Below are 21,300 nucleotides of genomic sequence, written 5' to 3'. Positions count from 1 at the left end.
TGGGGGCGCAAGGTTTTATAATTGAGCGGCAATAATAGGAATGTTAAAAACATTTCTCCGTATGCTATCTTCATGGAAGAAACAGAAAAATGAGAAAACTCGCAAAACGGCTCTATCGGGCCGCGCCCGATGCTATTTATTATCAAATTAGCCATTATCTTGCTCATGGCTCTTGGGTGAACTTCAAAAACCCCAAGACATTTTCCGAGAAAATTTATCAACGTATGCGTTATCCGCAGCGTGATTTCAGCCTGTTGGCGGATAAGGTGGCGGTAAGAGCGTATATTTCACAGCGGGTATCGGAAAAATACCTAACGCCGATCATCATGATCACCGATGACTTTACCGAACAGGATTACCTTTCCCTGCCACAATCGTTTGTAATTAAAACCAATAATGCGTCTCAGCAGGTTAAAATAGTCAAAGATAAAAGTCAGACCAGCTATCAGGATATTATGAATATTCTTAATGGCTGGTCTGAAATAACCTATTGGAAACGGTTTCGTGAAAAACATTACGCCACCATTCCGCAAAAAATTATCGTCGAGAAATTGCTGGATATCGAGTGCTGCGGGGAATTGATCGATTACAAGGTGCATGTTTTTAACGGAGATCAATCTTATCTGTTCGTTGAATTACTGCGCGGTGGGCCTGAACCCACTTCGCTGGAGTTTTTGGAAGAGCATGTTCACCCTTGCTTTTTTATTCAAAAAGATATTCCGCAGATCAACACGTTGCATGAGAAACCTGCGTTCTGGGATGAGATGATCCGGGTAGCCAAAGCCGTAGCGGCAGATCTCGACTATTGCCGCGTCGATTTTTATCTCACCCCCGAGCGGCTCTACATTGGCGAACTGACGCTGACCCCCGGTGCCGGCAATGAGGTTTTTCTGCCGCGTGCGACCAACCTGCTGCTGGGCGAGATGATGTCCAGGGCCGGTAGCCGCTGCGGCGGTTAGAACGATAGTCCACCGGGATTCGGCGGTGCGAGGTTTTGCAGCCAGGCCAAAAACTCCGCCGCTTTGGGCTTGTCCAGCGTGCGCTGCGGATAGACCACGTAATAAGGCTTGCTGAGAGGCAGCACCGTTTCTGCCAGCGGCACCAGCGTGCCGTTAGCCAGTTCGCGTTGGATCAAGCTTTGTTGGCCGAGCAAAATGCCGTGGCCTGCTACCGCCGCATCAATCGCCAGTGAGGTCAGGTTATAGGTCAGGCCCCGTCGCTGCGGTGGCGGTAGCCCGGCGGCGGTGAACCACTCATGCCAACCCGGCAGGAACTGGCTCTCTTTGCCCCAATCGACATGAATCAGCGGCTGCCGGGTCCAGTCGCCTGCGGCCTGCCGTTGCGGGCTGCACACCGGCTGCACGCCATCCTGAAACAACTGCACTTTTTCCAGCAGCGGATAGTCTTGATCGCCAAAGCACAATGCAAAGTCCGCCGCCGAGGCGGCGAAATCCACCGCGGCATGGGTGGCGTGCAGGCGGATATCCAGCTGCGGCTGGCGTGCCAGCCAATCGCCAATCGCCGGGTTCAGCCATTTTGACGCCAGCGCCGGTAGCGCAAAGATCGTCAGGGTTTCCTGGCCCCGTTGGCGATCGACATGCTGCTGCGCCACGCGCAGCGTCTCGAACGCTTCCTGCACATAGGCCAGATAATCCGCGCCCTGTTCGGTTAGCGTCACGCCGCTTTTGGCGCGGGTAAACAGCTGAATGCCCAGATGCTGTTCAAGCTGGCGGATTTGCTGGCTGACGGCGGCGGCGGTCAGCGCCAGGCTGTCTGCCGCTCTGGCCAGGCTGCCGGTACGGGCGGCGGTTTCAAACGCCAAAATGGCGCTCAGTTTGGGCAGGCGGCTGCGGGAAGGTGCGTTCATGGCGGCTATCGTTAAGAATGGGTTACCTCATCCTTAACGCATTTTTGTTATTACGGCAATGCGACATTCGCTACAGTGGGGTATCCGGCCGCTAAGCCTTCAGGAGCTTCTCATGCAGCAACTCGCTCATATCGTTGATTTATCCGCCAACCCGATTGGAGACGCCGCCTTTCAGGCCCGCTGCAAAGCGACGCTGGACACGGCGGGTGCGCTGGTGCTGCGGGGCTTTCTGACCGCCGCCGCGCTGGCGACCGTTCGTCTCGAAGGGGCGGAGAACAGCCACGCGGCGTTTTATGCCGCCAGCAAGCATAACGTATACCTGAAACCGCAGGATGAAAGCCTGCCTGCCGACCACGCGCGCAACCGGCAGGTGGTGTCGTCCAAGGGCTGTATTACCGACGAGGATATCCCGGCACAGTCGCCGCTGCGCACGCTGTATGATGCCCAGCCTTTCCGCGATTTCCTCTGTGCGGTGCTGGAAGAGCAACAGCTTTATCCCTACGCCGATCGGCTGTCGTCGATCAATCTGCACTACGCGCATCGCGGGCAGGAACTGGGCTGGCATTTTGATAACTCCTCATTCGCCATCACGCTCCTGATCCAAAAACCGCAGGCCGGCGGCCGGTTTGAGTATGTGGAAAACCTGCGCGATGCCGATCGCGGCGAGATGAATTACGCGGGGGTCACCCAGGTGCTGGACGGCGAGCGTGCGGTGAAGACGCTGGCGATGGAGGAGGGGGATTTGGTGCTGTTTCGCGGGCGCAATGCCATGCACCGTGTTACGCCAACCGAAGGCGATACCACCCGTATGCTGGTGGTGCTGGCCTATAACGCCCAGCCGGATATCGCGCTGTCGGAGAGCGCCCGCATGACATTTTACGGCCGGCTGTAACGGATAAAAAAACTGCCCCGGTGGGGGCAGTTGAGAGACTCAGTGGTGGGCTTCTTCGTGAGCCTGTTGTTCCAGCTTCACTTCCTGCGCGCGCTTGCGCAGGCCGAACCAGCCCAGCACCAGCAGCACTATCAGCACCGGAATGGTGGCGATGGTCCAGGTACCGTTCGGGTAATCGAACGCCATCATCACCACGACCGCCAGCAGGAACGCCAACGTCAACCAGGAAGTGACCGGCGCACCGGGCATTTTGAAGGTGACCGGTTTGGCGCGGCCTTCCCGCACGGCTTTACGCAAGCGCATTTGGCAGACGATGATAAATGCCCAGGAGCTGATAATGCCCAGTGAGGCGATGTTCAGCACGATTTCAAACACCTGAGAAGGCACCAGATAGTTCAGCACTACGCCGAGCACATAGATGCCACAGGTCACCAGAATACCGGCGTAAGGCACTTGCTGGCTGCTCATCTTGGACATGAATTTCGGCGCGGAGCCGCCCATCGACAGCGAACGCAGAATACGGCCGGTGGAGTACAGGCCGGAGTTCAGGCTGGAGAGCGCGGCGGTCAGCACCACGATGTTCATGATGGTGCCGATATAGGGCACGCCCAATTTACTGAAGAAGGTGACGAACGGGCTTTGACCGGCCTGATAGGCATTCCACGGCAGCAGCAGCACCAGTAGCACCACGGAACCGACGTAGAACAGGCCGATACGCCAGATCACGCTGTTGATCGCCTTCGGCAGCATTTTTGCCGGATCTTTGCATTCGCCGGCGGCGGTGCCGATCAGCTCAATGCCGGCGAAGGCGAAGATCACCCCTTGCACCAGCACCAGCGCGGGCAGCAAGCCGTGCGGGAACATGCCGCCGTTTTCGGTGATCAGGTGCAGGCCGGTAGTGTTACCCGCCACCGGCGTACCCGTACCCAGGAACACTACGCCGACCACCAGGAAAATGGCAATGGCGGCCACTTTAATCAGCGCAAACCAAAACTCCATTTCGGCGAACCACTTCACGCCGATCATGTTCATGGTGGCGACCACCCCAAGGGCGCAGAGCGCGAACAGCCATTGCGGCACGTCGGCGAAAGTGCCCCAGTAGTGCATGTACAGCGCGACCGCAGTGATGTCGACGATACCGGTCATCGCCCAGTTGAGGAAATACATCCAGCCGGCGACATAAGAGGCTTTTTCGCCGAGAAATTCGCGGGCATAAGAAACAAAGCTGCCGCTGGAAGGGCGGTGCAGCACCAACTCGCCCAGGGCGCGGAGAATGAAGAAAGAGAAGATCCCGCACACCAGATAGACCAGCGCCAGCGCCGGGCCGGCCATTTCCAGCCGGCCGCCGGTGCCGAGGAACAAGCCGGTGCCAATGGAACCGCCGATGGCGATCATCTGTATCTGGCGGTTGCCCATGCTTTTGTGATAACCGGATTCATGTGAGTCTAACCAACGTCTTCTGGCGGCGTGTTTGTCATGATCGGTTTTTTTATGTGATTGCATCATCCGTCCTGTTTACCTGTCTATAGGGTTACCCAGCTCTCGGACGAGAGCAAACGATTGCTATTGCCAATCGTTATGAGAATGAGGTCGTGGCATCATTCTGTTGTTTTATACCCGTCGTCTTTCAAGCTGCAGCGTTGTTGGCTGCACTACAAGACTCATCCATGGGTCTTGCCCCTTCGGGGCCGCTGCAAGCAGCGTTCAAATCTGTTCCCGACAGATTTGTGGCTTACCCCAGTGACTTACCGGAGTAAGCGCCTGGGGATAAGCGAGCGGGCCGCCTGGCCGCAACTTGAAACCCATAGGGTATATTATGTGTACAGCCATCATTAAATAACGGCGAGGCATGCTACCTTTTCTCCGTAAATGTGGCAAAAAATCCTGCGTATAAATCGTGATCAATTGTGTTTATTTTTTATTCCATATACAAAAGAATATATTATTCAATAAGATGTGTGATTTTATCAACACGGAAATATCGAGGAATAAAAAGTGACGAAAATCACAAAATATTAATTACCGTGCAAATTGCAGGGGGTTTTGCTTATTTTTCGAGGCGTGAAAAAAGGGGAGAAATAAGATTTTTGTGGCCTGCGGCGATTATAGCCCGCAGGCGAGGGGATTAACGGCGATTTTTTAGGCAGATTCCCCGGCCGGCAGAGCCGAGGCAGGCAGACCGAAAAGCAGGTCGAACGCCCAGTTAAACACGAAGGTATAGCAGGGGATAATGACGATCAGCGCCATATCCAGCAGCAGCGCTTCCAGCAGTGAAATCCCCATCCACCAGGCGATCAGCGGGATCAGGTACACCACCAGCGTCAGTTGAAACCCCACGGCGTGCGCAATACGGCGCTTTAGCGTGCGGGTGCGTGACGTCTGGCGGCTTTCCCAGCGCTCAAACAGCGAGTTGTAGATGAAATTCCAGCTTACGGCGATGGTGGTGATGATCACCGCCAGCGGCCCGGTGCTGCTGGGTGCGCTGCCGGAAAGCAGCGCCAGCCCCAAAGCGGAGATCGCCATGCCGATAATTTCATAAGCGGTGACATACACCAGTTTGCGTTTAACGCCTTGCATCATGTTCTCCTGCGTTATTTTTGGTGGTTTCTCAGGTCGTGGCGGCTAAGATAACGTCAATCACATTGATAGAAAAAGTCAGGAGCTGTCAGTTTTACTGACAGGTAACGCAATGAACTTTTCCAGCGATAACATTGAGCTGTTTTTGGCGGTATTGGATCGCGGTTCGTTCTCCGCCGCCGCCCGTTCGCTGCGGCGCGTGCCTTCGGCAGTCAGTATGGGGATCGCCAACATGGAGGCGGAACTGGGCTTCCCGCTGTTTGACCGGTCGCACCGCGAACCTGTGCCGACCGCGCTGGCACTGGCGCTGGCGCCGCATGCGCGGCTGATTGCCGACCAACTTAAACAATTGCAAAACCACGCCATCGAATTGTCGCAGGGGCTGGAGAGTACGCTGTCGATAGGCGTTGCTTCGGACATCAACGGCAGCGGCCTGCTGGCGGCGATCAAAACGCTGGCGGAGCGTTATCCGTTGCTGAACATCGAAGTGCTGACCGCCCCGCAAGATGACGTGTTGCATATGCTGCATCAGGGCAGGGTTGGCGTTTGCCTGGCGTTTGGCGGGCTTAACGTCAACAGCCAGGAGCAGTTCCATTTTGTGGGGGCGGAATCGCTGGTCGCCACGCTATCGCCATGCCACCCGGCGCTAAAAGGAGCGGCGGACGAGCTGTTTTTCGAGGACCTGGTCAACGTGCGGCAGATTATGGTGGCCAGCCGCGATCTGCCCATCGTCGATCTGCGGCCGCGGGTAGCGGAATCTTACTGGCGCACCGACAGCCTGCCGATGGCGCTGAACATGGTTGAGGCCGGATTGGGCTGGGGCAATTTCCCGCTGTCGCTGACTGCGCCGCTGTTGGCTCAGGGGAGGTTAATCCGGCTGAAATTCAAAAATACCAAAAACGAACTGCGGTTGCCGATACACCTGGTTTGGCTGAAGAATGCGCCGCTGGACAAGGCCGCGCGCGAGCTGGTAGCGCTGATGCGCGATGCGACTCAGGTTGAATGATCCCCGTATTCATTGCTTTTATTTTCGTCGCTGCGCTACTTTGAGCAGGGGATAGTTAAGGGAGTACCGCAAGCATGATGAGTGAAACGGCATTATCGGTATTGAGCATTACCGGGGCGATAACGCTCGGGGCGATGAGCCCGGGGCAAAGTTTTATTTTGGTGGCGCGCACCGCAGTGGCCTCTTCGCGCCGCGATGGCATGGCAGTGGCGTTAGGCATGGGTGTCGGTTGTTTTATCTTTGCCTTGATCGCACTGCTGGGATTGCAGTCGCTGCTGCTGGCGCTGCCGTGGTTGTACACCACGCTGAAAGTGCTGGGCGGCGCGTATCTTGTCTATTTGGCGTTTAACATGCTGCGCGGGGCCAGTCGGCCGCTGAACGTGGAGGCGGTCGGCGAGCGGCATCTGGGGTTTCGCAAGGCGTTTACCACGGGGTTGCTGACCCAACTCGGCAACCCGAACACCGCTATCGTGTTCGGTAGCGTGTTCGCCGCGCTGCTCAGCCATAAAATTTCGCCGCTGATGTACGTGGTGTTGCCGGTGATTGCCTTGACGGTCGACGTCCTGTGGTACGCCTTTGTGGCGTTTGTGCTGTCATCGCCGCGCCCGCGCCGCACTTACCTGCGTTTTAAAGCCTGGTTCGATCGCTTGGGCGGCGGCGTGCTGGCATTGCTCGGCCTGAAGCTGATGCTCAATAAATAGCCTTAATCGGCGTGGCGACGCCGCCACCAGAAGCGCAACAGCAGGATGGCGGCGATCACCAGCGCACAGAACAGCAGGCTGGTCAGCCTTTTGTCGAAGCCGGAGATAAAGCGGGCGATGGCTTCACCGCCGAAATAACCCAGCAGCACGAAAATTGTCGCCCACAGAATGGCACCCAGAATGTTCAGCGGCACAAAGCGTGAGGGCGGCAACTTGCTGGCGCCGATCAGCACCGGGCCGATAATGCGAAAGCCGTACATAAAGCGCACGCCGATCACGAACAGCATCGGGTGGCGGGCAATCAGCTTGTTGGCGCGCTCGATGCGCTTTTCCTGGCTTTTCATCCGTGAAATCACTTTCCCGCCGAAGCGGCGGCCCAGAAAGAACAGCAATTGATCCCCCAGCGTGCCGCCCAGCGCCACCACCGCAATCACCCAAGGCAGATGCAACAGCCCCTGATGCGCGGCAATGCCGCCCAGCAACGTGATGGTTTCCCCCTCGGCCAGGCAGCCGATAAACAGCGCCCAGTAGCCGTAATCCGTAATGTAGTGGGCTAAATCCGCCATTCTGATCCCCTATGTCTTTAACACATAAGGTTAAGTATACGCCCAGCTCGTCAGCGACGGGCGGCTATCTGCGCGACCAGCGCCCGGCGTTGTTGCAGGCTGTCCGCCATTGTTTCCTCTACTCGCGCCAGGATCCCAGTAGGCGCCAGCTCTGGCGTTCCCCCCAGGAACGGCGGTGCCGGGGCATACTCCAGATACAACTGGATCATTTGCGCGGTTTCTTCGCCGTGCAGCTCGGCGATCAGTGTCAGGGCGAAGTCGATGCCTGCGGTTACGCCGCCACCGGTGATCACGTTGCCGTCGCGCTCCACCCGCGCACTGCTGGGGATAGCGCCGAACAGCGTCAGGCTGTCACGCATCGACCAATGGCAGGCAGCGCGCCACCACCCATTGGTTCCACGCCGCACGGTTGCAGCAGCGCTATCCGCGTATTCGCGTCGACAGCAACCGCATTTTTATTCGCGACGGTGCCCTCTGGACCTCTGCCGGCATCAGCGCAGGCATCGATCTGGCGCTGGCGATGATTGAAGAGGACCTCGGCGCAGAGGTGGCGGCCAACGTGGCGCGGCAACTGGTGGTGTATCACCGCCGTCCTGGCGGGCAGTCGCAGTATTCACTGCTGCTGGCGCTTAATCCTTCTTCAGACCGTATCCGCAGCGCACTTTCTTACGCCCGTGAGCATCTGCATCAGCCGCTCAGGGTGACAGATCTGGCCGATGCCGCTTGCCTGAGCGAACGCCAGTTCGGCAGGTTGTTTCGCGCGGAAACCGGGCAGACGCCGGCCAAGGTGATTGAGCAACTGCGGGTGGAAGCGGCGCGGGTGAGTATTGAAGAGAGCGGCGAAGCGCTGGAGGCTATCGCCCGTGCCGTCGGTTTTAGCGATCCGGAGCGTATGCGGCGGGCATTTATTCGCGTCTTCGGTTTGTCTCCGCAGGCGATGCGGCGCCTGAGCCGCGCCGGTTAATTCATTCAGCTCCCGGCGCGCCCTCTCTTCAAAGAATACGGAGACGAGAGGGCGGTACCTTCCGTACATGATCCACCTAATCGGAGTGCATGCAGATAGGTACCATCATGCAGGTGGGGATCTGATCCGGATTGCGGCCAAAAGTTCGATAACGGTCCAAGCCCTATCTAAATCAAAACACACTCGTCATTAGTTATTCATTTTTTTTGACAAATATGAGCAAACCTCTTTGATATAATAAAAATACTTTTAGCAGTAGCATTAATCCTGTCGAAATCAATCTGTTTCACGCAAATTCAACCGGAGATGATTGACGATGGCAAGGGAACTCATTACGGCTATTACCGCATCGAGGGGTAATAGCGATGTTCACGACAGGATACAAAATCTATGTCTTTATGTGACTCAATGCCGTACTAAGCACCCTGATTCAGACAGCCAAGATAAATGCCTTACCGATATTATTGGAAAGTGGAAAAGTCACACCTAAACTGTTATTTAACCCGCGTGGTTGTATTAAAACCCGGATAATCGGCCCCTCTTATCAGGAGATAAAAAATGTCATTGACCGCCAAACAACAGGTTGTTGCACTACTCAAAAGCATTGAGACCGGTGATACCGCTCCGGTTGCTTATATCAATCCTGACAAGTATATCCAGCATAATTTAGCCGTTGCTGATGGTCTGGCTGGCTTCGGTGCCGTGTTGCAACAATTGCCTGAGGGCAGTGCAAAGGCCAATACGGTTCGCGTATTCCAGGACGGTGACTACGTATTTGCTCATACCGACTATAACTTTTTTGGGCCAAAAATTGGTTTCGATATCTTCCGCTTTGAGGCGGGAAGAATTGTCGAGCACTGGGACAATCTTCAGGTTAAGCCAGACGCACTGAATCCAAGCGGGCATAGCATGATTGATGGGCCGACCGAAGCACAGGATTTGGATAAAACGCTGGTAAACAAAGAGGTGGTCAGAAATTTTGTCGATGACATCCTGGTAAACGGGCGCATGGACAAACTGGCAGGGTATTACGATGGCGATAACTATGTTCAGCACAACCCACAGATCGCGGATGGTTTAACCGGGTTGGGGGCCGCCTTGCAAGAGATGGCCAAACAGGGCATCACCATGAAGTACGATCGCATTCATCGCGTACTGGGTGAAGGCAATTTTGTCCTCACCTGTAGCGAAGGCACCTTTGCCGGGCAGCCAAGCGCGTTCTACGATCTGTTCCGGGTCGAGAATGGCAAGATTGCAGAGCATTGGGACACGATAGAAACTATCCCAGCGCGCCCGGATTGGAAAAACCAGAACGGCAAGTTCTAATATCCGCATCATTATACGAAGAGCAGAAATGCCTTTTAAGATTTGACGACGTAGCTGGCTTTGGGAAAGAGAATATCAGACCACCTTGGTCAGCCCTCTACTATGCTAGCCGTACGATAATTTTTACGTGTTTTAGGTTACCCGCTTTTACAACGCAAGACTCCGGGAACCGTACAATTTACTTAACCTGGTATGAGGCTACAGAATATCTATGAAATTACTCAAGAACACAGTGTTAATGTCTTTGATTGCCCTGAGCGGGGCAACGTCTGTTTACGCAGCCGACAGTCATCCTGTTATCGAAGTCGTCACTTTGAAAATAAAACCGGGTGTATCTTTCGAAGAGTTCAAGAAAATTGACAAGGCCGTTGAAGATCAACACGTCTCTAAACAGCCAGGATTTATCTCTCGTGAATCCGCTGCAGGTCAGAATCAGGAATGGCTGGTCATTGTACATTGGCGTTCAGTTGAGGATGCAGATGCATCCATGAACAGTTTTACCAGTGCGCCAGCGGCCGGTAAGTTTATGCAAAGCATTGATAGTGCATCGATGAAAATGACACGCTACCAGGCTCCATAAGATAACCGTCATTTACAGTCCCGGCACCGCAGTAAGAGTGCAATGGGCAGATTGACCCTCTGCAGTGCATTTTAAGGCGGTGATTAGCCGCCTTAAAATGCCAATATCGGGTTGCCAATTGAGTGAGAGCTTTAACGCGCCAGACCGAAGCCAATTTCAAACAGCGGAGATTGGCTGTCATGTGGCACATCTGACTGTTGTTCGAGCACGGCGTTCATTGATGAAGGCAACTCGAACGGCAGTTTGCCGGTAAAGGCTTCGCTGCTGGTCAGGCGGGTAAACAACACCGCGTCGCTGACACCGAAATTACCGATGACAACCTTGGCTTTATCCTTCACATTGCTCAGAATGGCAGGGCGGTCGAGATACACCGTCACCACGGTCGGAACCGCGTGACTGGCTTTAACAATGGCCTGATAGTCAGGATTATCGTCAGTAAATGCCAGAGAGCCTTCGTGATGACGTCTGCCGAAGAACCATTGTTTATGCGGCTGTTCATACGGCGCATGGGCGCGGATCAGCGCGACATCCGCTTTTTCAGGCGAATCGACAACCCTAAACCCCGCTATCTGCGCAGCTTTAGGTTCGATACCATACAACCAGATTTTTTTACCTCTTTTCAGCGGTAAAACTCCCTCTTTGTTTTGCAATAACACAAGAGAGCGTCCCTGTGCCGCATTGGCCTCTTTCTGCCAGTCCGCTCTTCCGACTGTGTGCAGCGCTTTTTGAGGATCTACAAATGGATTTTCGAACAGGCCAGTGCGGAATTTTTGCTCCAGAATACGTACCACTGACTCGTCCAGCCGCTGCTGCGTCAGCTGTTTTTCATTGACCGCATTCACCAGCAGCTGGGAATCGGTTACGCCGCCAAACTGATCCACGCCCGCGTTCACGGCTTTCACAAAACGCTGTTGCGGCGTCAGATTTTCGACCCCCCATGACATACCCCCGGGCACGGGCTCCTTGCCTTCCGGCACACCGTTAATACAGTCACTGTTGCAATCATTGGTGATCAACCAGTCGCTGAGGATCACACCTTTAAAACCGTATTGTCCGCGCAGAATATCCGTCAGCAACTGATGGCTGAATCCCGCACCGACCGGTTCCAGCGGTTTGCCACCGATTGAGGCGTTTTTCAAAATGGAATACGTCGGCATCACGCTGGCCACGTTGGCTTCAAATGCGCCGGTAAATGGATAAATGTGCTCTTTGAGGTTGTTACCGGAGAAAATGGCGTTCTTGCCGTAAACGTTGTGGCTGTCATAGCCATTTTCGGCCGCACCGTAGCCGACCCAATGTTTCACTACCGCGATCACGCTGCCCTGAACCAGGCCGTCGGTACCGTTCTGCATTCCTTCAATGTAACCGCGCACCATATTGTGAACACGTGTCGGGTCTTCGCCGAAGGTTCCGCTGATACGTGCCCAACGCGGCTCAGTCGCCAGATCGGCCTGCGGCGAAAGGGCTTCACGAATACCGACGGCCAGATATTCCTGACGCACGATATCGGCATAGCGACGAGTAAGCTGTTCATCGCCGATAGCGGCCAAACCTAATGTTTCGGGCCACTTCGTGAATTTACCGGATGAGAGACTCGCGCCTATCAGATATTCAAACGAGTTGCGCGGATCACTGCTGATAGTGACCGGAATACCAAGCCGCGTGCCTTCAGCAATCTGCTGAAGTTTGTTGTTTTCTTCCGCTATCACCGCCGGATCGTCCGCCGAAAGCCGGGTGATCAGCGTGTTTACTTTCGCATCGGCAATCATCTTTTTAGCGGCATCAATATCATAATGCGTCCCTGCGCCAATCGGACTGTTGGCGGTAGGGGCCGAGCCGTGCATCATCACACCGGCTTTTTCTTGCAGCGTCATGCGTTTCACCAGATCGGCTGCGCGTTCTTCTGGTAACAGCCGCCAGTCTTCATAAGGCTCAAGTTTGCCGGAATGGTTAAGGTCTTTGAATTTCAGCCCGTCAACGGTCAGCAGCGTGGCTTCGTGCAGACTCAGTTCTGGTTGGGGGGGAGCAGCAATGACAGGATAACTGGAAAACAGGAGGGCAGAGACAGCCATGTTCAGAGGGTTGAGTTTCATCATTATCCTTATTGGTATGTATAACGTATTGATATATATAGCAGGTGGCTTTATTTAATACCGTAATCACCTCGCAGATAGTGTGATTACGCTCTCAAAAGCAGCGGACAGAGAGGCAAGATATTCCGTATTGGAACCGCGTGACTGGCTTTGACAATGGCCTGACAGTCAGGATTATCGGCAGTACACCATGCCGGATTTACCCTACCTTCAAGGCTAAATCGGACAAGACATCGCTGTGCGTGATGTCTTCCCGCGTTTGCAGCCGGGAGAAGTGCTGGCCCTCAGAACTGACGCCCGTACCGCCAACCGAGGTGACGATAATTTCAGCGGGCGGTGAAAGCCAACGGGGTAACCCTCTGATAGATCGGAAAACTATCATTGATGGTGCAGACATGATATTCACCTCGGTTTTGTTCTTTGAGCTGAGTGATAATAGCTGGCCTGTTTTTGGCTGGTATGCCATATAACCCTCAAAAATCGCCATAATGAAAAACATCGGCTTTGTGATCATCCCCATTTTTTAACCTGCCGGATTTTGCGGGGCCGCAGGCGATGATTGAAGAGGATCTCGGCGCAGAGGTGGCGGCTAACGTGGCGCGGAAACCGGTCAGACGCCGGCCAAGGTGATTGAGCAACTCTGAGCCGCGCCGGTTAATTCATTCAGCTATGCCCCAGTGGCGTGGTGCAGTAAAGGAGCAACAGATGTATCAGGATTTTGAAAGCGAACTCGATTGGGCGATGCGCCATATGCCGCGCACCCGTGCGGCGGTTGCTGCGCTGCCGGATTTGAACGGCGTGCGGCTGGCGTGCAATATGCACCTGGATCTGAAAATGGCGCCGCTGGTGGCGGGCCTGCTGGGCAAGGGCGCGGCGGTTTACCTGACCACCTGCAACCCGACCACGGTGCAGGATGACGTGGTCGCCTGGCTGGAGCGGCGCGGCGCACAGGCTCACGCCTGGCGTGACATGAGCGATGCGGACTGGTCGACATCCTTCGATCGCGCGTTGGCCTGGGAACCGACCCACCTGTGCGAAATGGGCGCGGATCTGACGACCCGCCTGCACCAGTCGGCCGCAGGCCCGCAGATTATCGCCGGCCTGGAAGCGACCGGTTCCGGCATCAGCCGGCTGAACGGCATGGCGCCGCGCTACCCGATCTTCAATTGGGACGATCTGCCGGTGAAAGAAGGGCTGCACAACCGCCATATGGTCGGCCTCACCGCCTGGCACACCTTCTTCCAGACCACGCATCTGACGCTGCATGAAAAATGCGTGCTGGTGATTGGCTATGGCCTGGTTGGGCAGGGCGTTGCGGCGGCGGCGAAAGCCTACGGCGGGCAGGTTATCGTGGCGGAAATCGATCCGGCGCGGGCATTGCAAGCGCGGTACGATGGCTGGGCGGTGGTCGATCTGACCACGGCGGTTACCCAGGCGGACGTGATCGCCACGGCGACCGGGGCGAAAAATGTGCTGTCGGCGCAGCATTTGCAACAGGTGAAGGACGGGGTGTTTATTCTCAACGTCGGCCACGTGGCGGCCGAAATTGACGTCGGCTTCCTGAAGAACCTGCCGCACAGCGAGCCTATGCCGTTTGTGAACGCCTACCAACTGGGCGAGAAAAAGGTCTATTTACTGGCCAACGGGTCGATGTTCAACCTGACGGCGGGCTACGGCGACAGCCTGAACGCCTTCGATGTGACGCTGGCGGTGATGGCGGCGGGCATTGGCCATATCGTCGGCGACGGCGCCCGCCAGGCTCCCGGTTTGTATCTGTTGCCGCAGTCTGCGTGGCAACCGGCACTGTAACTTTTCCCTCGCGGGCGCCCACCCCAGAGCGCTCGCGGTTTGCGCAATATTCTGTCCGACAGAATTTGTCACAAATGGGGGCGCATAATCCCAGTGCCAACTTGAGATCCCTCACATATAATTCTGCCAAATAAGACCTTCCTCTTCTCCAGTGACAGAGTAATGCATGTGAAAATACGTGTTTTGGTACTAACCCTGCTCGCTTTGCAGGCGGGAGCAGGCATCGCGCCGCGCGCGCTGGCCAGCGAAAATAACGCCGCCGCCCATGCCGCCCAGCCTGAACTGGCTTCCGGCAGTGCGATGGTGGTGGATATGCAGACCCACAAAGTGATGTATGCGCGCAATCCGGATGAAGTGGTGCCGATCGCCTCCATCACCAAGCTGATGACCGCCATGGTGACGCTGGACGCCCATCTGCCGCTGGATGAAATGCTGTCGGTGGACATTCACCAGACGCCAGAAATGAAAGGCGTTTATTCTCGCGTGCGTCTGAACAGCGAAATTACGCGCAAAGACATGCTGCTGCTGGCGCTGATGTCGTCGGAAAACCGCGCCGCCGCCAGCCTGGCGCATCACTATCCGGGCGGTTACGGTGCCTTTATCAAAGCGATGAACGCCAAGGCGAGATCGCTGGGCATGACCAATACCCGTTATGTGGAGCCGACCGGGTTGTCGATTCATAACGTTTCGACCGCGCGTGACCTGACCAAGCTGCTGATCGCCACCAAGCAATATCCGTTGATTGGCCAGCTCAGCACCACCACCGAGCGCATGGCGAGTTTCAAGGATCCTAACTACACGCTGCCGTTCCGCAACACCAACCATTTGGTGTACAACCCGAAATGGAACATCCAACTGACCAAAACCGGCTTCACTAACGAAGCGGGGCATTGCCTGGCGATGCGCACCATGATCGGCAGCCGCTCGGTATCGCTGGTGGTGCTCGACGCGTTCGGCAAGTACACGCATTTTGCTGACGCCAACCGCCTGCGCACCTGGATCGAAACCGGCAAGGTAACGCCGATCCCGGCCGCTGCCCGCGACTATCGCCGCCAAAAAGACGCCCGTCTGGCGAAGAACGAAACCGAATAATCCCGGTCTGGCCTGCGGTTTCCACCGCAGGCCGCTATCGGCCCTCAGGGCGCCTGATGACAAAACCCCTTTCCCGATCGCCGTCGAATCCGGCGCGCAGATACAACTGGTGCGCCCCGGTGCGCTGCTGGCCGGAAAGCAGCATCACTTTGTAGCACCCTTTACGCCACGCCAGTTGCAAGGTGTATTCCAGCATCGCCAGGGCAATGCCTTGCCCGCGGTACGGCGGTGCCGTGACCACGTGTTCAATGATACCGAACGGCTGAGCCTGATGAACCAACCCCGGCACCATCGCCAGCATGCAGGTCGCGATCGGCTGTTCACCGTCGGCGGTAACCACCAGGCGAATTGCCGGGTTGTCCAGCAAACGCTGTAAAGTGCGCTGGGCGGCATCCGGGCGCAGCGGGGGATCCTGTGGGCGCAATTCCTGATACAGCGCCTGAAGGCCGGCCAGATCCTTTGTCTGTGCCAGGCGATAGGTGATTGCCATCTTTCCTCCTTTTTGGCGGCGGCGGTTGCTTCATCCGCTATGATCACTAAATACCCTATCGTATGCGAGAGAGGATTCCTATGAGCCAGGTTGCAACCTTTATCCTGTTTCAGGGCAACGCCCTGCAGGCTATCGATCTTTACAGCGGGCTGTTCAGCAGTTTTAAGGTTCAGCAACTGCTGCATTACGACGAGACGCCCGACGGGCAGCGGCGAATAAAACAGGCTTCGATAGACTTTGACCGACAGCATCTGGTGTTTAGCGACAGCCCGGTCAGCCATGATTTCAGCTTTACCCCGGCGGTGTCTCTCCACGTTAATTTGGCGACCGAAGCCGAATTGGAACGGGTATTCGCCCGCCTGGCGGAGGGCGGTGAAGTGCTGATGCCGCTGGATGATTACGGCTTCAGCGCGCGTTTCGGCTGGCTGAACGATCGCTTTGGCCTCTCCTGGCAGTTGAACGTGCCGGCAGGCTAACTGCGCCATCCTCTTATACACATTCAGGGGCGTTTACCGCTATGCTAAACGGGTAAGGGTTTAATGAAATTTGATAAGGATGACCATTTTGGCCGGAAGTAGCTTACTGACTTTAATCGACGACATCGCTTCGCTGCTGGACGACGTCTCGCTGATGACAAAAATGGCGGCGAAAAAGACCGCTGGGGTGCTGGGGGACGATCTGGCGCTGAATGCGCAACAGGTTAGCGGGGTCACGGCCGATCGCGAACTGCCGGTGGTGTGGAGCGTGGCCAAAGGTTCGTTTATCAACAAACTGATTCTGGTGCCGCTGGCGTTGCTGATCAGCGCATTCGCCCCTTGGGCGATCACGCCGCTGCTGATGGTGGGCGGCGCTTACCTGTGTTACGAAGGTTTTGAAAAAGTGTTCCACAGCCTGACTCACGGCAAGCAAGGGGAGGAGAAAAAAGAAGAACTGGACGCCAATGAAGACGTGGCGGCCTATGAGCAGCGCAAGGTGAAAGGGGCGATCCGCACCGATTTCGTGCTGTCCGCCGAGATTATCGCCATCACTCTGGGCACCGTGGCCGGCGCGAGCTTTAGCCAGCAAGTGATTGTGTTGAGCGGCATCGCGATTGTGATGACGATCGGCGTTTACGGTATCGTGGCCGGCATCGTCAAGCTTGACGATCTGGGGTTGTACCTGAGCCGCAAAACCAGCGCGCTGGCGCGCTCGATTGGCAATGGCATTGTCAGTGCCGCACCTTACCTGATGAAAACCCTGTCGATCGTCGGTACTGTCGCCATGTTTATGGTCGGCGGCGGCATTCTGACCCACGGTCTGCCTCCGGTGCATCATTTGTTCGAAGACTGGGCGTCGTACGCTACCGTCGTACCGACCTTCGGCCATATTCTGCAGGGTGCGATCCCCGCTTTGCTCAACGTGGTGTTCGGCCTGGTTGCCGGTGGCGTGGTGCTGCTGGTGGTTTCGGCTCTGGGTGCCATTCGCGGCCGCTTCAAAGCCTGATGCGATCCCGCGCCGGATGGCGCGGGCAAGTTTTAGAAGATCAGCTTGAAGACGCCGGTAATGGTGAGCAGGCCAACGATAAAGATAATGGCGATAATCCACAGAATAATTTTCATTTATCTCTCCCAAGGGGTTATAAGGGGACGTGAGCTCTCGCTAACCTAATGAAATCATTATTTACTGTAGCTGATATTTTGCAAATTGCCCGCCGCATTGACGATTAAGGCGGCGTGGCATCGCCTTCGCCCAGTGCGCGTTGCATGATATGCGTGTCGCGCCAGTCACCAAATTTAAAACCTACCGCGTTCAATGTCCCCACGCTGGTAAAGCCCAATTTCTGATGCAAGGCCAGCGAGCCCCGATTGTCTTCGGCATTGCCGACGATCGCCAGCATCTGCCGCCAGGGGCCGCGCTCGCAACGAGCGATCAGCTCGGCCAGCAGTGCTTTGCCGATGCCGTTACCCTGCTGACCTTCGGCGATATACACCGAGTCTTCTACGGTAAACCGGTAGGCCGGGCGTGGCCGATAGGGCGTGGCGTAACAGTAGCCCACCACGCGATCTTCCCGTTTGGCGACCAGCCAGGGCAGCCCGGCTTCCTGTACCTTGCTGCATCGCTGCTGCATTTCTTCACAGGTGGGCGGCGTTTCTTCAAAGGATGCCGCGCCGTAAAGCACGTGGTAGGCGTAGATCTGTTGTACGGCGGCCAGGTCATCCGGCGTGGCGTCGGTGATGATCAACGGGGCGGAAAGGGGCATAAGCGTTCTTTGTTTACCTTGAAAAATCAGAAGATAAACGCATTATGCTCCCCGTCCGATGCCAAGGTAAATTGGGCTTTTTTATGCCGGTGATAAAAAAAACTATAGTTGTCTGCTGGCCCGGTGCCGTGGCACCAGGCGGTTTACTGCGCCGGAGGCCAGCAGAACGCCGAGGATAACCCAGACCGCCCCGGCCAATTGCCAGACGTTGGGTGCAGTGCCGGTGAGGGTGGCCACCAGCAGGGTAAACACCGGTGCCAGATTGAAGAAAATGGCGGTGTGCATCGAGCCGATTTTTTCCAGCCCGTTGAACCACAGCAGATAGGCCAGCAGCGATCCGCACAGCGCCAGATAAACCACCGCCGCATGCACGCTGAGGCTGGCTGACGCCATACTTTGCAGCGGGTTTTCGAAGATAAACCCCAGCGGCAGCAGTGCCAGCGTGCCGAACAACATCGAATAGCTGGTGGTTTCGATGGCTGTGGCGTTATGCACCAGCCGCCGGGTACCGACCATATTCAGCGCCCAGGCCAGGCTGCCGAGCAGGATAATGCCGTCGCCGGGGTTGATTTCCAACCGCAACAGCGTTTGCAGGCTGCCTTTGGTGAGCACCAGCGTTACGCCGATAAAACCCGCCAGCAGGCCGGCGGCGCGTGACCCACTCAGTTTTTCATGCTCCCAAAATACCCCGAACAGCATTGTCCACAGCGGCGTGGTGGCGAGGATCAGCGCACCGTTGATCGGCGTGGTGGATTGCAGGCCGAAAAAGGTGCACAGGTTAAACAACGTAAAGCCGAGCACGCCCAGCCCAAGGTAGGCCAGCCAGTTGTTCCTCAGCGTAATGAAGCGTAACTGCCCGCGCAGACCGAAGAATAGCAACAGCGCCAGCGTCGCCAGGCTGAAACGCTCGATCGACGCGGTGATCGGCGGCTGATGGGCGATGATATAGGCACCGGCATTGAAGTTGGTGCCCCAGAAAAAGGTGGCGATAATCACCCCCAGATAGGCCAGCGGCAGCGAAGTTTTCATGGTGGTTTCCTGTGGTGTGGAATAAACAAAAACAGTTTGCGCCACGGATTGTTGCGGTAAAATCCCCTATCTATTCACTTGTGATGTGAGAAAACACCCATGTTCAATTGGGAGGATTTGCACTACTTCATGGTGTTTGCGCGCGAGAAGTCGCTGTCGGGTGCGGCTCGCAGTTTGCAGGTCGATCACGCCACCGTTGCCCGCCGTATCGCCAGCCTGGAAGCATCGCTGGCGTTAAAACTGGTGGATCGCCGCCCGCGCAGCTACCTGCTCACCGTCGACGGGCAACGCATCGCGGCGCAAGGGGACAGCATGACGCTCAATGCCTTCGCCGTCAGCCGCGCCGCCCTCAGTGGGCGACAGGGCATAGCGGGTGAGGTGACGCTGAGCGTGCCGCCGGTGATGGGGCTGAAACTGATCGCTCCGCGTATTGCCGAGTTGCAGCGCCGTTATCCGGATTTGCGACTGGTTTTGCTGGCTGATACCGCCAACGTATCGCTGCTGCGTGGCGAGGCGGATATTGCCATCAGGCTCAGCCGCGTCACTGAAAGCGATCTGGTGGCGAGAAAAATCGGCACCGTCGAGTTCGGGCTGTACGCCAACGCCGGTTATCTGCGAGACACGCCGGAGGCGGAGCGGGGATTTATTGGTTATCACGATGAACGGGCCGCTTCGGCGCAGCAAAAATGGTTGCTGGAGCAGGCCGGGCCCCGGTCGCTGGTGATGCGCAGCAACGACCTGATGATTCAGGCTGCCGCCGCTGCGGCCGGCGCGGGCATTGCGCTGCTGCCGCATTTTGCCGCGCAGGAACTGGGGCTTGAACGCCTGGCGCCGCCGCTTGGGCTGCGGCGCGAAGTCTGGCTAACGGTGCATGACGACATTCGTCATGCACCGGGTATCGCCGCCGTGACGGCGTTTTTACTGGAATGCTACGCGGGTGTGGCGGGGATCACCCGGCTGGTGGATAACCTTACCTAGCCGCGCATCAGATGCGTCACTGCCTGTTGCAGATAGCTCAGCAGCGCCGGGGTCAACCAGGTGCCTTCGGTCAGCGTCGGCTCTTGTTCCATCGCCTGGCGAATTTTCATCTGGGTGGCCGGGTCAGTGCCGGCATAGGACTGGAACAGCTCTAGCCATTTGGCCGCCAGTTGCTTCGCCTGAACGGACTCCGGCGGCACGCCGTCTCTTAGCGCCTGATGGAACTGGGCGATCAGCGCCGGCCATTCGTGCAGGCGGGTAAAGTAGTGTTGGCGCACGTAGGCGTATTCTTCCGCCGACAGGTATTTTTGGTAGATCGACAACTTGGTTTCGGCAAAGGCCCGGGTGACATAATCGGTCACAGCCGGGGTGATGCCGGTCTGTTCGCGCATTGAGGGCTCATCGGCATGCATGGCGTTAAGCCGGGTAAGAAACGCCGGATTAAGCGCGGTATCGCGTTCCAGCATCTGCATCCAACGCCGCGCCAGGGCCTGCGCCTGCGGCGCTTGCGCTTCGACGCCACTGTCGATCAACTGGCGCATGCTGCTCACCAGCTCGCCCCATTCCTGATTGCGCGCCTGATCGGCCTGATAGAAGGGCAGTTGCGCCAGTTCGTCGGCGGTAAAATATTTGTCGTACATGGTCATTAACTCCAACGTAGTCAGCCAGTCGTTCAGTTCCGGTTCGTCCCCGGCGGTGAGCTGGGCATGCATATGCTGCAAATGATCGCGTAGCGCTAGGGTCTGCGCCAACTGCCGATCCAGCATGGTTATCTGCTGTTCAATCACCTGGGTTAACGTTACCCCGGAACGTGTCAGAAGTGCCCCGACCTCCGCAAGCTGGACCCCCATTCGGCGCAACGCCTGAATATGGTGCAAGCGGGTGATGTCAGCCCGGTTGTATAAACGGTAGCCGGCGTCGGAACGCGCAGAAGGGATCAGCAAACCAATGCTGTCGTAATAATGCAGTGTCCTGACGGTAATGCCGGAACGGCGGGCCAGTTCGCCCACTTTTAATAACATGACGTGCTCCTCCCCAGTGCGTGCAGGGATACTAAAGCCTGACGCGACGTGAGGGTCAATAGCGCCGAA

22 protein-coding genes and 2 pseudogenes are annotated in these 21,300 nt (G+C 56.4%); 12 read left to right on the top strand and 12 right to left on the bottom strand.

Annotation, left to right across the window (positions count from 1 at the left end; all coding sequences use genetic code 11):
- The first annotated feature begins 89 nt into the window (after positions 1-89).
- Complete coding sequence (locus tag SPL01S_RS17915) at positions 90-959, top strand: ATP-grasp fold amidoligase family protein (protein WP_063201797.1); 870 nt, start codon at positions 90-92, stop codon at positions 957-959.
- On the opposite strand, the gene SPL01S_RS17910 is transcribed toward SPL01S_RS17915, so the two are convergent.
- Positions 956-1,867 carry a LysR substrate-binding domain-containing protein gene (locus SPL01S_RS17910; RefSeq protein ID WP_062869991.1) on the bottom strand — a complete coding sequence of 304 codons (912 nt, stop codon included), beginning with the start codon at positions 1,865-1,867 and terminating at the stop codon, positions 956-958. The genes SPL01S_RS17915 and SPL01S_RS17910 overlap by 4 nt on opposite strands.
- Before the next feature lie 112 nt (positions 1,868-1,979).
- Here SPL01S_RS17910 and SPL01S_RS17905 point away from each other — a divergent pair, with 112 nt between their 5' ends.
- The gene (locus SPL01S_RS17905) at positions 1,980-2,759 is read left to right on the top strand and encodes a HalD/BesD family halogenase (RefSeq protein WP_062869992.1); all 780 of its coding nucleotides are present in this window, start codon (positions 1,980-1,982) and stop codon (positions 2,757-2,759) included.
- Positions 2,760-2,798: 39 nt separating this feature from the next.
- On the opposite strand, the gene ansP is transcribed toward SPL01S_RS17905, so the two are convergent.
- A complete protein-coding gene (gene ansP / locus SPL01S_RS17900; RefSeq protein WP_063201843.1) occupies positions 2,799-4,262 on the bottom strand; it encodes an L-asparagine permease in 1,464 nt (487 codons plus the stop codon).
- Between the two features lie 636 nt (positions 4,263-4,898).
- Positions 4,899-5,336, bottom strand: a complete 438-nt coding sequence (locus tag SPL01S_RS17895; protein WP_006324198.1) for a PACE efflux transporter — start codon at positions 5,334-5,336, stop codon at positions 4,899-4,901.
- Between the two features lie 112 nt (positions 5,337-5,448).
- Here SPL01S_RS17895 and SPL01S_RS17890 point away from each other — a divergent pair, with 112 nt between their 5' ends.
- Together SPL01S_RS17890 and SPL01S_RS17885 are read left to right on the top strand one after the other, a co-directional pair.
- Positions 5,449-6,342, top strand: a complete 894-nt coding sequence (locus tag SPL01S_RS17890; RefSeq protein WP_062869993.1) for a LysR family transcriptional regulator — start codon at positions 5,449-5,451, stop codon at positions 6,340-6,342.
- 77 nt (positions 6,343-6,419) lie between these two features.
- A complete protein-coding gene (locus SPL01S_RS17885) occupies positions 6,420-7,043 on the top strand; it encodes a LysE family translocator (protein ID WP_174523964.1) in 624 nt (207 codons plus the stop codon).
- A 2-nt stretch (positions 7,044-7,045) separates the two neighbouring features.
- Here the strand turns inward: SPL01S_RS17885 and SPL01S_RS17880 are convergent, their stop codons facing one another.
- Together SPL01S_RS17880 and SPL01S_RS17875 are read right to left on the bottom strand one after the other, a co-directional pair.
- Positions 7,046-7,609, bottom strand: a complete 564-nt coding sequence (locus SPL01S_RS17880; protein ID WP_004941969.1) for a DedA family protein — start codon at positions 7,607-7,609, stop codon at positions 7,046-7,048.
- Positions 7,610-7,659: 50 nt separating this feature from the next.
- A pseudogene (locus SPL01S_RS17875) lies at positions 7,660-7,989 on the bottom strand (type 1 glutamine amidotransferase family protein); the annotation flags it as partial.
- On the opposite strand from SPL01S_RS17875, the pseudogene SPL01S_RS17870 reads away from it, so the two are divergent.
- The 3 genes and pseudogenes from SPL01S_RS17870 to SPL01S_RS17860 form a co-directional block, all read left to right on the top strand.
- Positions 7,983-8,573: pseudogene (locus tag SPL01S_RS17870) on the top strand (GlxA family transcriptional regulator); the annotation flags it as partial. The pseudogenes SPL01S_RS17875 and SPL01S_RS17870 sit on opposite strands and share 7 nt — an antisense overlap.
- Before the next feature lie 558 nt (positions 8,574-9,131).
- Complete coding sequence (locus SPL01S_RS17865) at positions 9,132-9,899, top strand: nuclear transport factor 2 family protein (protein ID WP_063201791.1); 768 nt, start codon at positions 9,132-9,134, stop codon at positions 9,897-9,899.
- Between the two features lie 211 nt (positions 9,900-10,110).
- Positions 10,111-10,479 (top strand): antibiotic biosynthesis monooxygenase family protein, encoded by a 369-nt coding sequence (locus SPL01S_RS17860; RefSeq protein WP_063201787.1) that lies wholly within the window; start codon positions 10,111-10,113, stop codon positions 10,477-10,479.
- A gap of 131 nt (positions 10,480-10,610) precedes the next feature.
- Here SPL01S_RS17860 and SPL01S_RS17855 read toward each other — a convergent pair whose 3' ends face one another.
- Positions 10,611-12,572 carry a glycoside hydrolase family 3 protein gene (locus SPL01S_RS17855; protein WP_063201784.1) on the bottom strand — a complete coding sequence of 654 codons (1,962 nt, stop codon included), beginning with the start codon at positions 12,570-12,572 and terminating at the stop codon, positions 10,611-10,613.
- Positions 12,573-12,771: 199 nt separating this feature from the next.
- Complete coding sequence (locus tag SPL01S_RS17850) at positions 12,772-13,092, bottom strand: hypothetical protein (RefSeq protein ID WP_063201781.1); 321 nt, start codon at positions 13,090-13,092, stop codon at positions 12,772-12,774.
- Positions 13,093-13,277: 185 nt separating this feature from the next.
- On the opposite strand from SPL01S_RS17850, the gene SPL01S_RS17845 reads away from it, so the two are divergent.
- Both SPL01S_RS17845 and pbpG read left to right on the top strand, forming a co-directional pair.
- Positions 13,278-14,381: an adenosylhomocysteinase gene (locus tag SPL01S_RS17845; RefSeq protein WP_063201778.1), complete on the top strand. Its 1,104-nt coding sequence runs from the start codon at positions 13,278-13,280 to the stop codon at positions 14,379-14,381.
- A gap of 162 nt (positions 14,382-14,543) precedes the next feature.
- Positions 14,544-15,473, top strand: coding sequence for a D-alanyl-D-alanine endopeptidase (pbpG, locus tag SPL01S_RS17840; protein ID WP_062869998.1), 930 nt, complete (start codon positions 14,544-14,546; stop codon positions 15,471-15,473).
- 34 nt (positions 15,474-15,507) lie between these two features.
- On the opposite strand, the gene SPL01S_RS17835 is transcribed toward pbpG, so the two are convergent.
- A complete protein-coding gene (locus SPL01S_RS17835; protein ID WP_062869999.1) occupies positions 15,508-15,963 on the bottom strand; it encodes a GNAT family N-acetyltransferase in 456 nt (151 codons plus the stop codon).
- A gap of 80 nt (positions 15,964-16,043) precedes the next feature.
- Here SPL01S_RS17835 and SPL01S_RS17830 point away from each other — a divergent pair, with 80 nt between their 5' ends.
- Both SPL01S_RS17830 and SPL01S_RS17825 read left to right on the top strand, forming a co-directional pair.
- On the top strand, positions 16,044-16,439 hold the full coding sequence (locus SPL01S_RS17830; protein ID WP_063201774.1) for a VOC family protein: 396 nt from the start codon (positions 16,044-16,046) through the stop codon (positions 16,437-16,439).
- 88 nt (positions 16,440-16,527) lie between these two features.
- Positions 16,528-17,445 carry a DUF808 domain-containing protein gene (locus tag SPL01S_RS17825; RefSeq protein ID WP_062871308.1) on the top strand — a complete coding sequence of 306 codons (918 nt, stop codon included), beginning with the start codon at positions 16,528-16,530 and terminating at the stop codon, positions 17,443-17,445.
- A gap of 32 nt (positions 17,446-17,477) precedes the next feature.
- Here the strand turns inward: SPL01S_RS17825 and SPL01S_RS25875 are convergent, their stop codons facing one another.
- The 3 genes from SPL01S_RS25875 to SPL01S_RS17815 form a co-directional block, all read right to left on the bottom strand.
- Entirely contained in the window at positions 17,478-17,561 is an 84-nt protein-coding gene (locus SPL01S_RS25875) for a small membrane protein YohP (RefSeq protein ID WP_017346848.1), read from the bottom strand.
- 104 nt (positions 17,562-17,665) lie between these two features.
- The gene (locus tag SPL01S_RS17820; protein ID WP_063201771.1) at positions 17,666-18,202 is read right to left on the bottom strand and encodes a GNAT family N-acetyltransferase; all 537 of its coding nucleotides are present in this window, start codon (positions 18,200-18,202) and stop codon (positions 17,666-17,668) included.
- Between the two features lie 102 nt (positions 18,203-18,304).
- Positions 18,305-19,231 carry a DMT family transporter gene (locus tag SPL01S_RS17815; RefSeq protein WP_063201767.1) on the bottom strand — a complete coding sequence of 309 codons (927 nt, stop codon included), beginning with the start codon at positions 19,229-19,231 and terminating at the stop codon, positions 18,305-18,307.
- Positions 19,232-19,330: 99 nt separating this feature from the next.
- Here SPL01S_RS17815 and SPL01S_RS17810 point away from each other — a divergent pair, with 99 nt between their 5' ends.
- Positions 19,331-20,209 (top strand): LysR family transcriptional regulator, encoded by an 879-nt coding sequence (locus SPL01S_RS17810; protein WP_063201763.1) that lies wholly within the window; start codon positions 19,331-19,333, stop codon positions 20,207-20,209.
- On the opposite strand, the gene SPL01S_RS17805 is transcribed toward SPL01S_RS17810, so the two are convergent.
- On the bottom strand, positions 20,206-21,231 hold the full coding sequence (locus SPL01S_RS17805; RefSeq protein ID WP_063201760.1) for a MerR family transcriptional regulator: 1,026 nt from the start codon (positions 21,229-21,231) through the stop codon (positions 20,206-20,208). The two genes, SPL01S_RS17810 and SPL01S_RS17805, sit on opposite strands and share 4 nt — an antisense overlap.
- Positions 21,232-21,300: the final 69 nt, after the last annotated feature.

The sequence above is a fragment of the Serratia plymuthica NBRC 102599 genome (assembly GCF_001590925.1).
Classification (GTDB): domain Bacteria; phylum Pseudomonadota; class Gammaproteobacteria; order Enterobacterales; family Enterobacteriaceae; genus Serratia; species Serratia plymuthica.
This window is presented reverse-complemented; position numbering and strand designations above follow the sequence as displayed.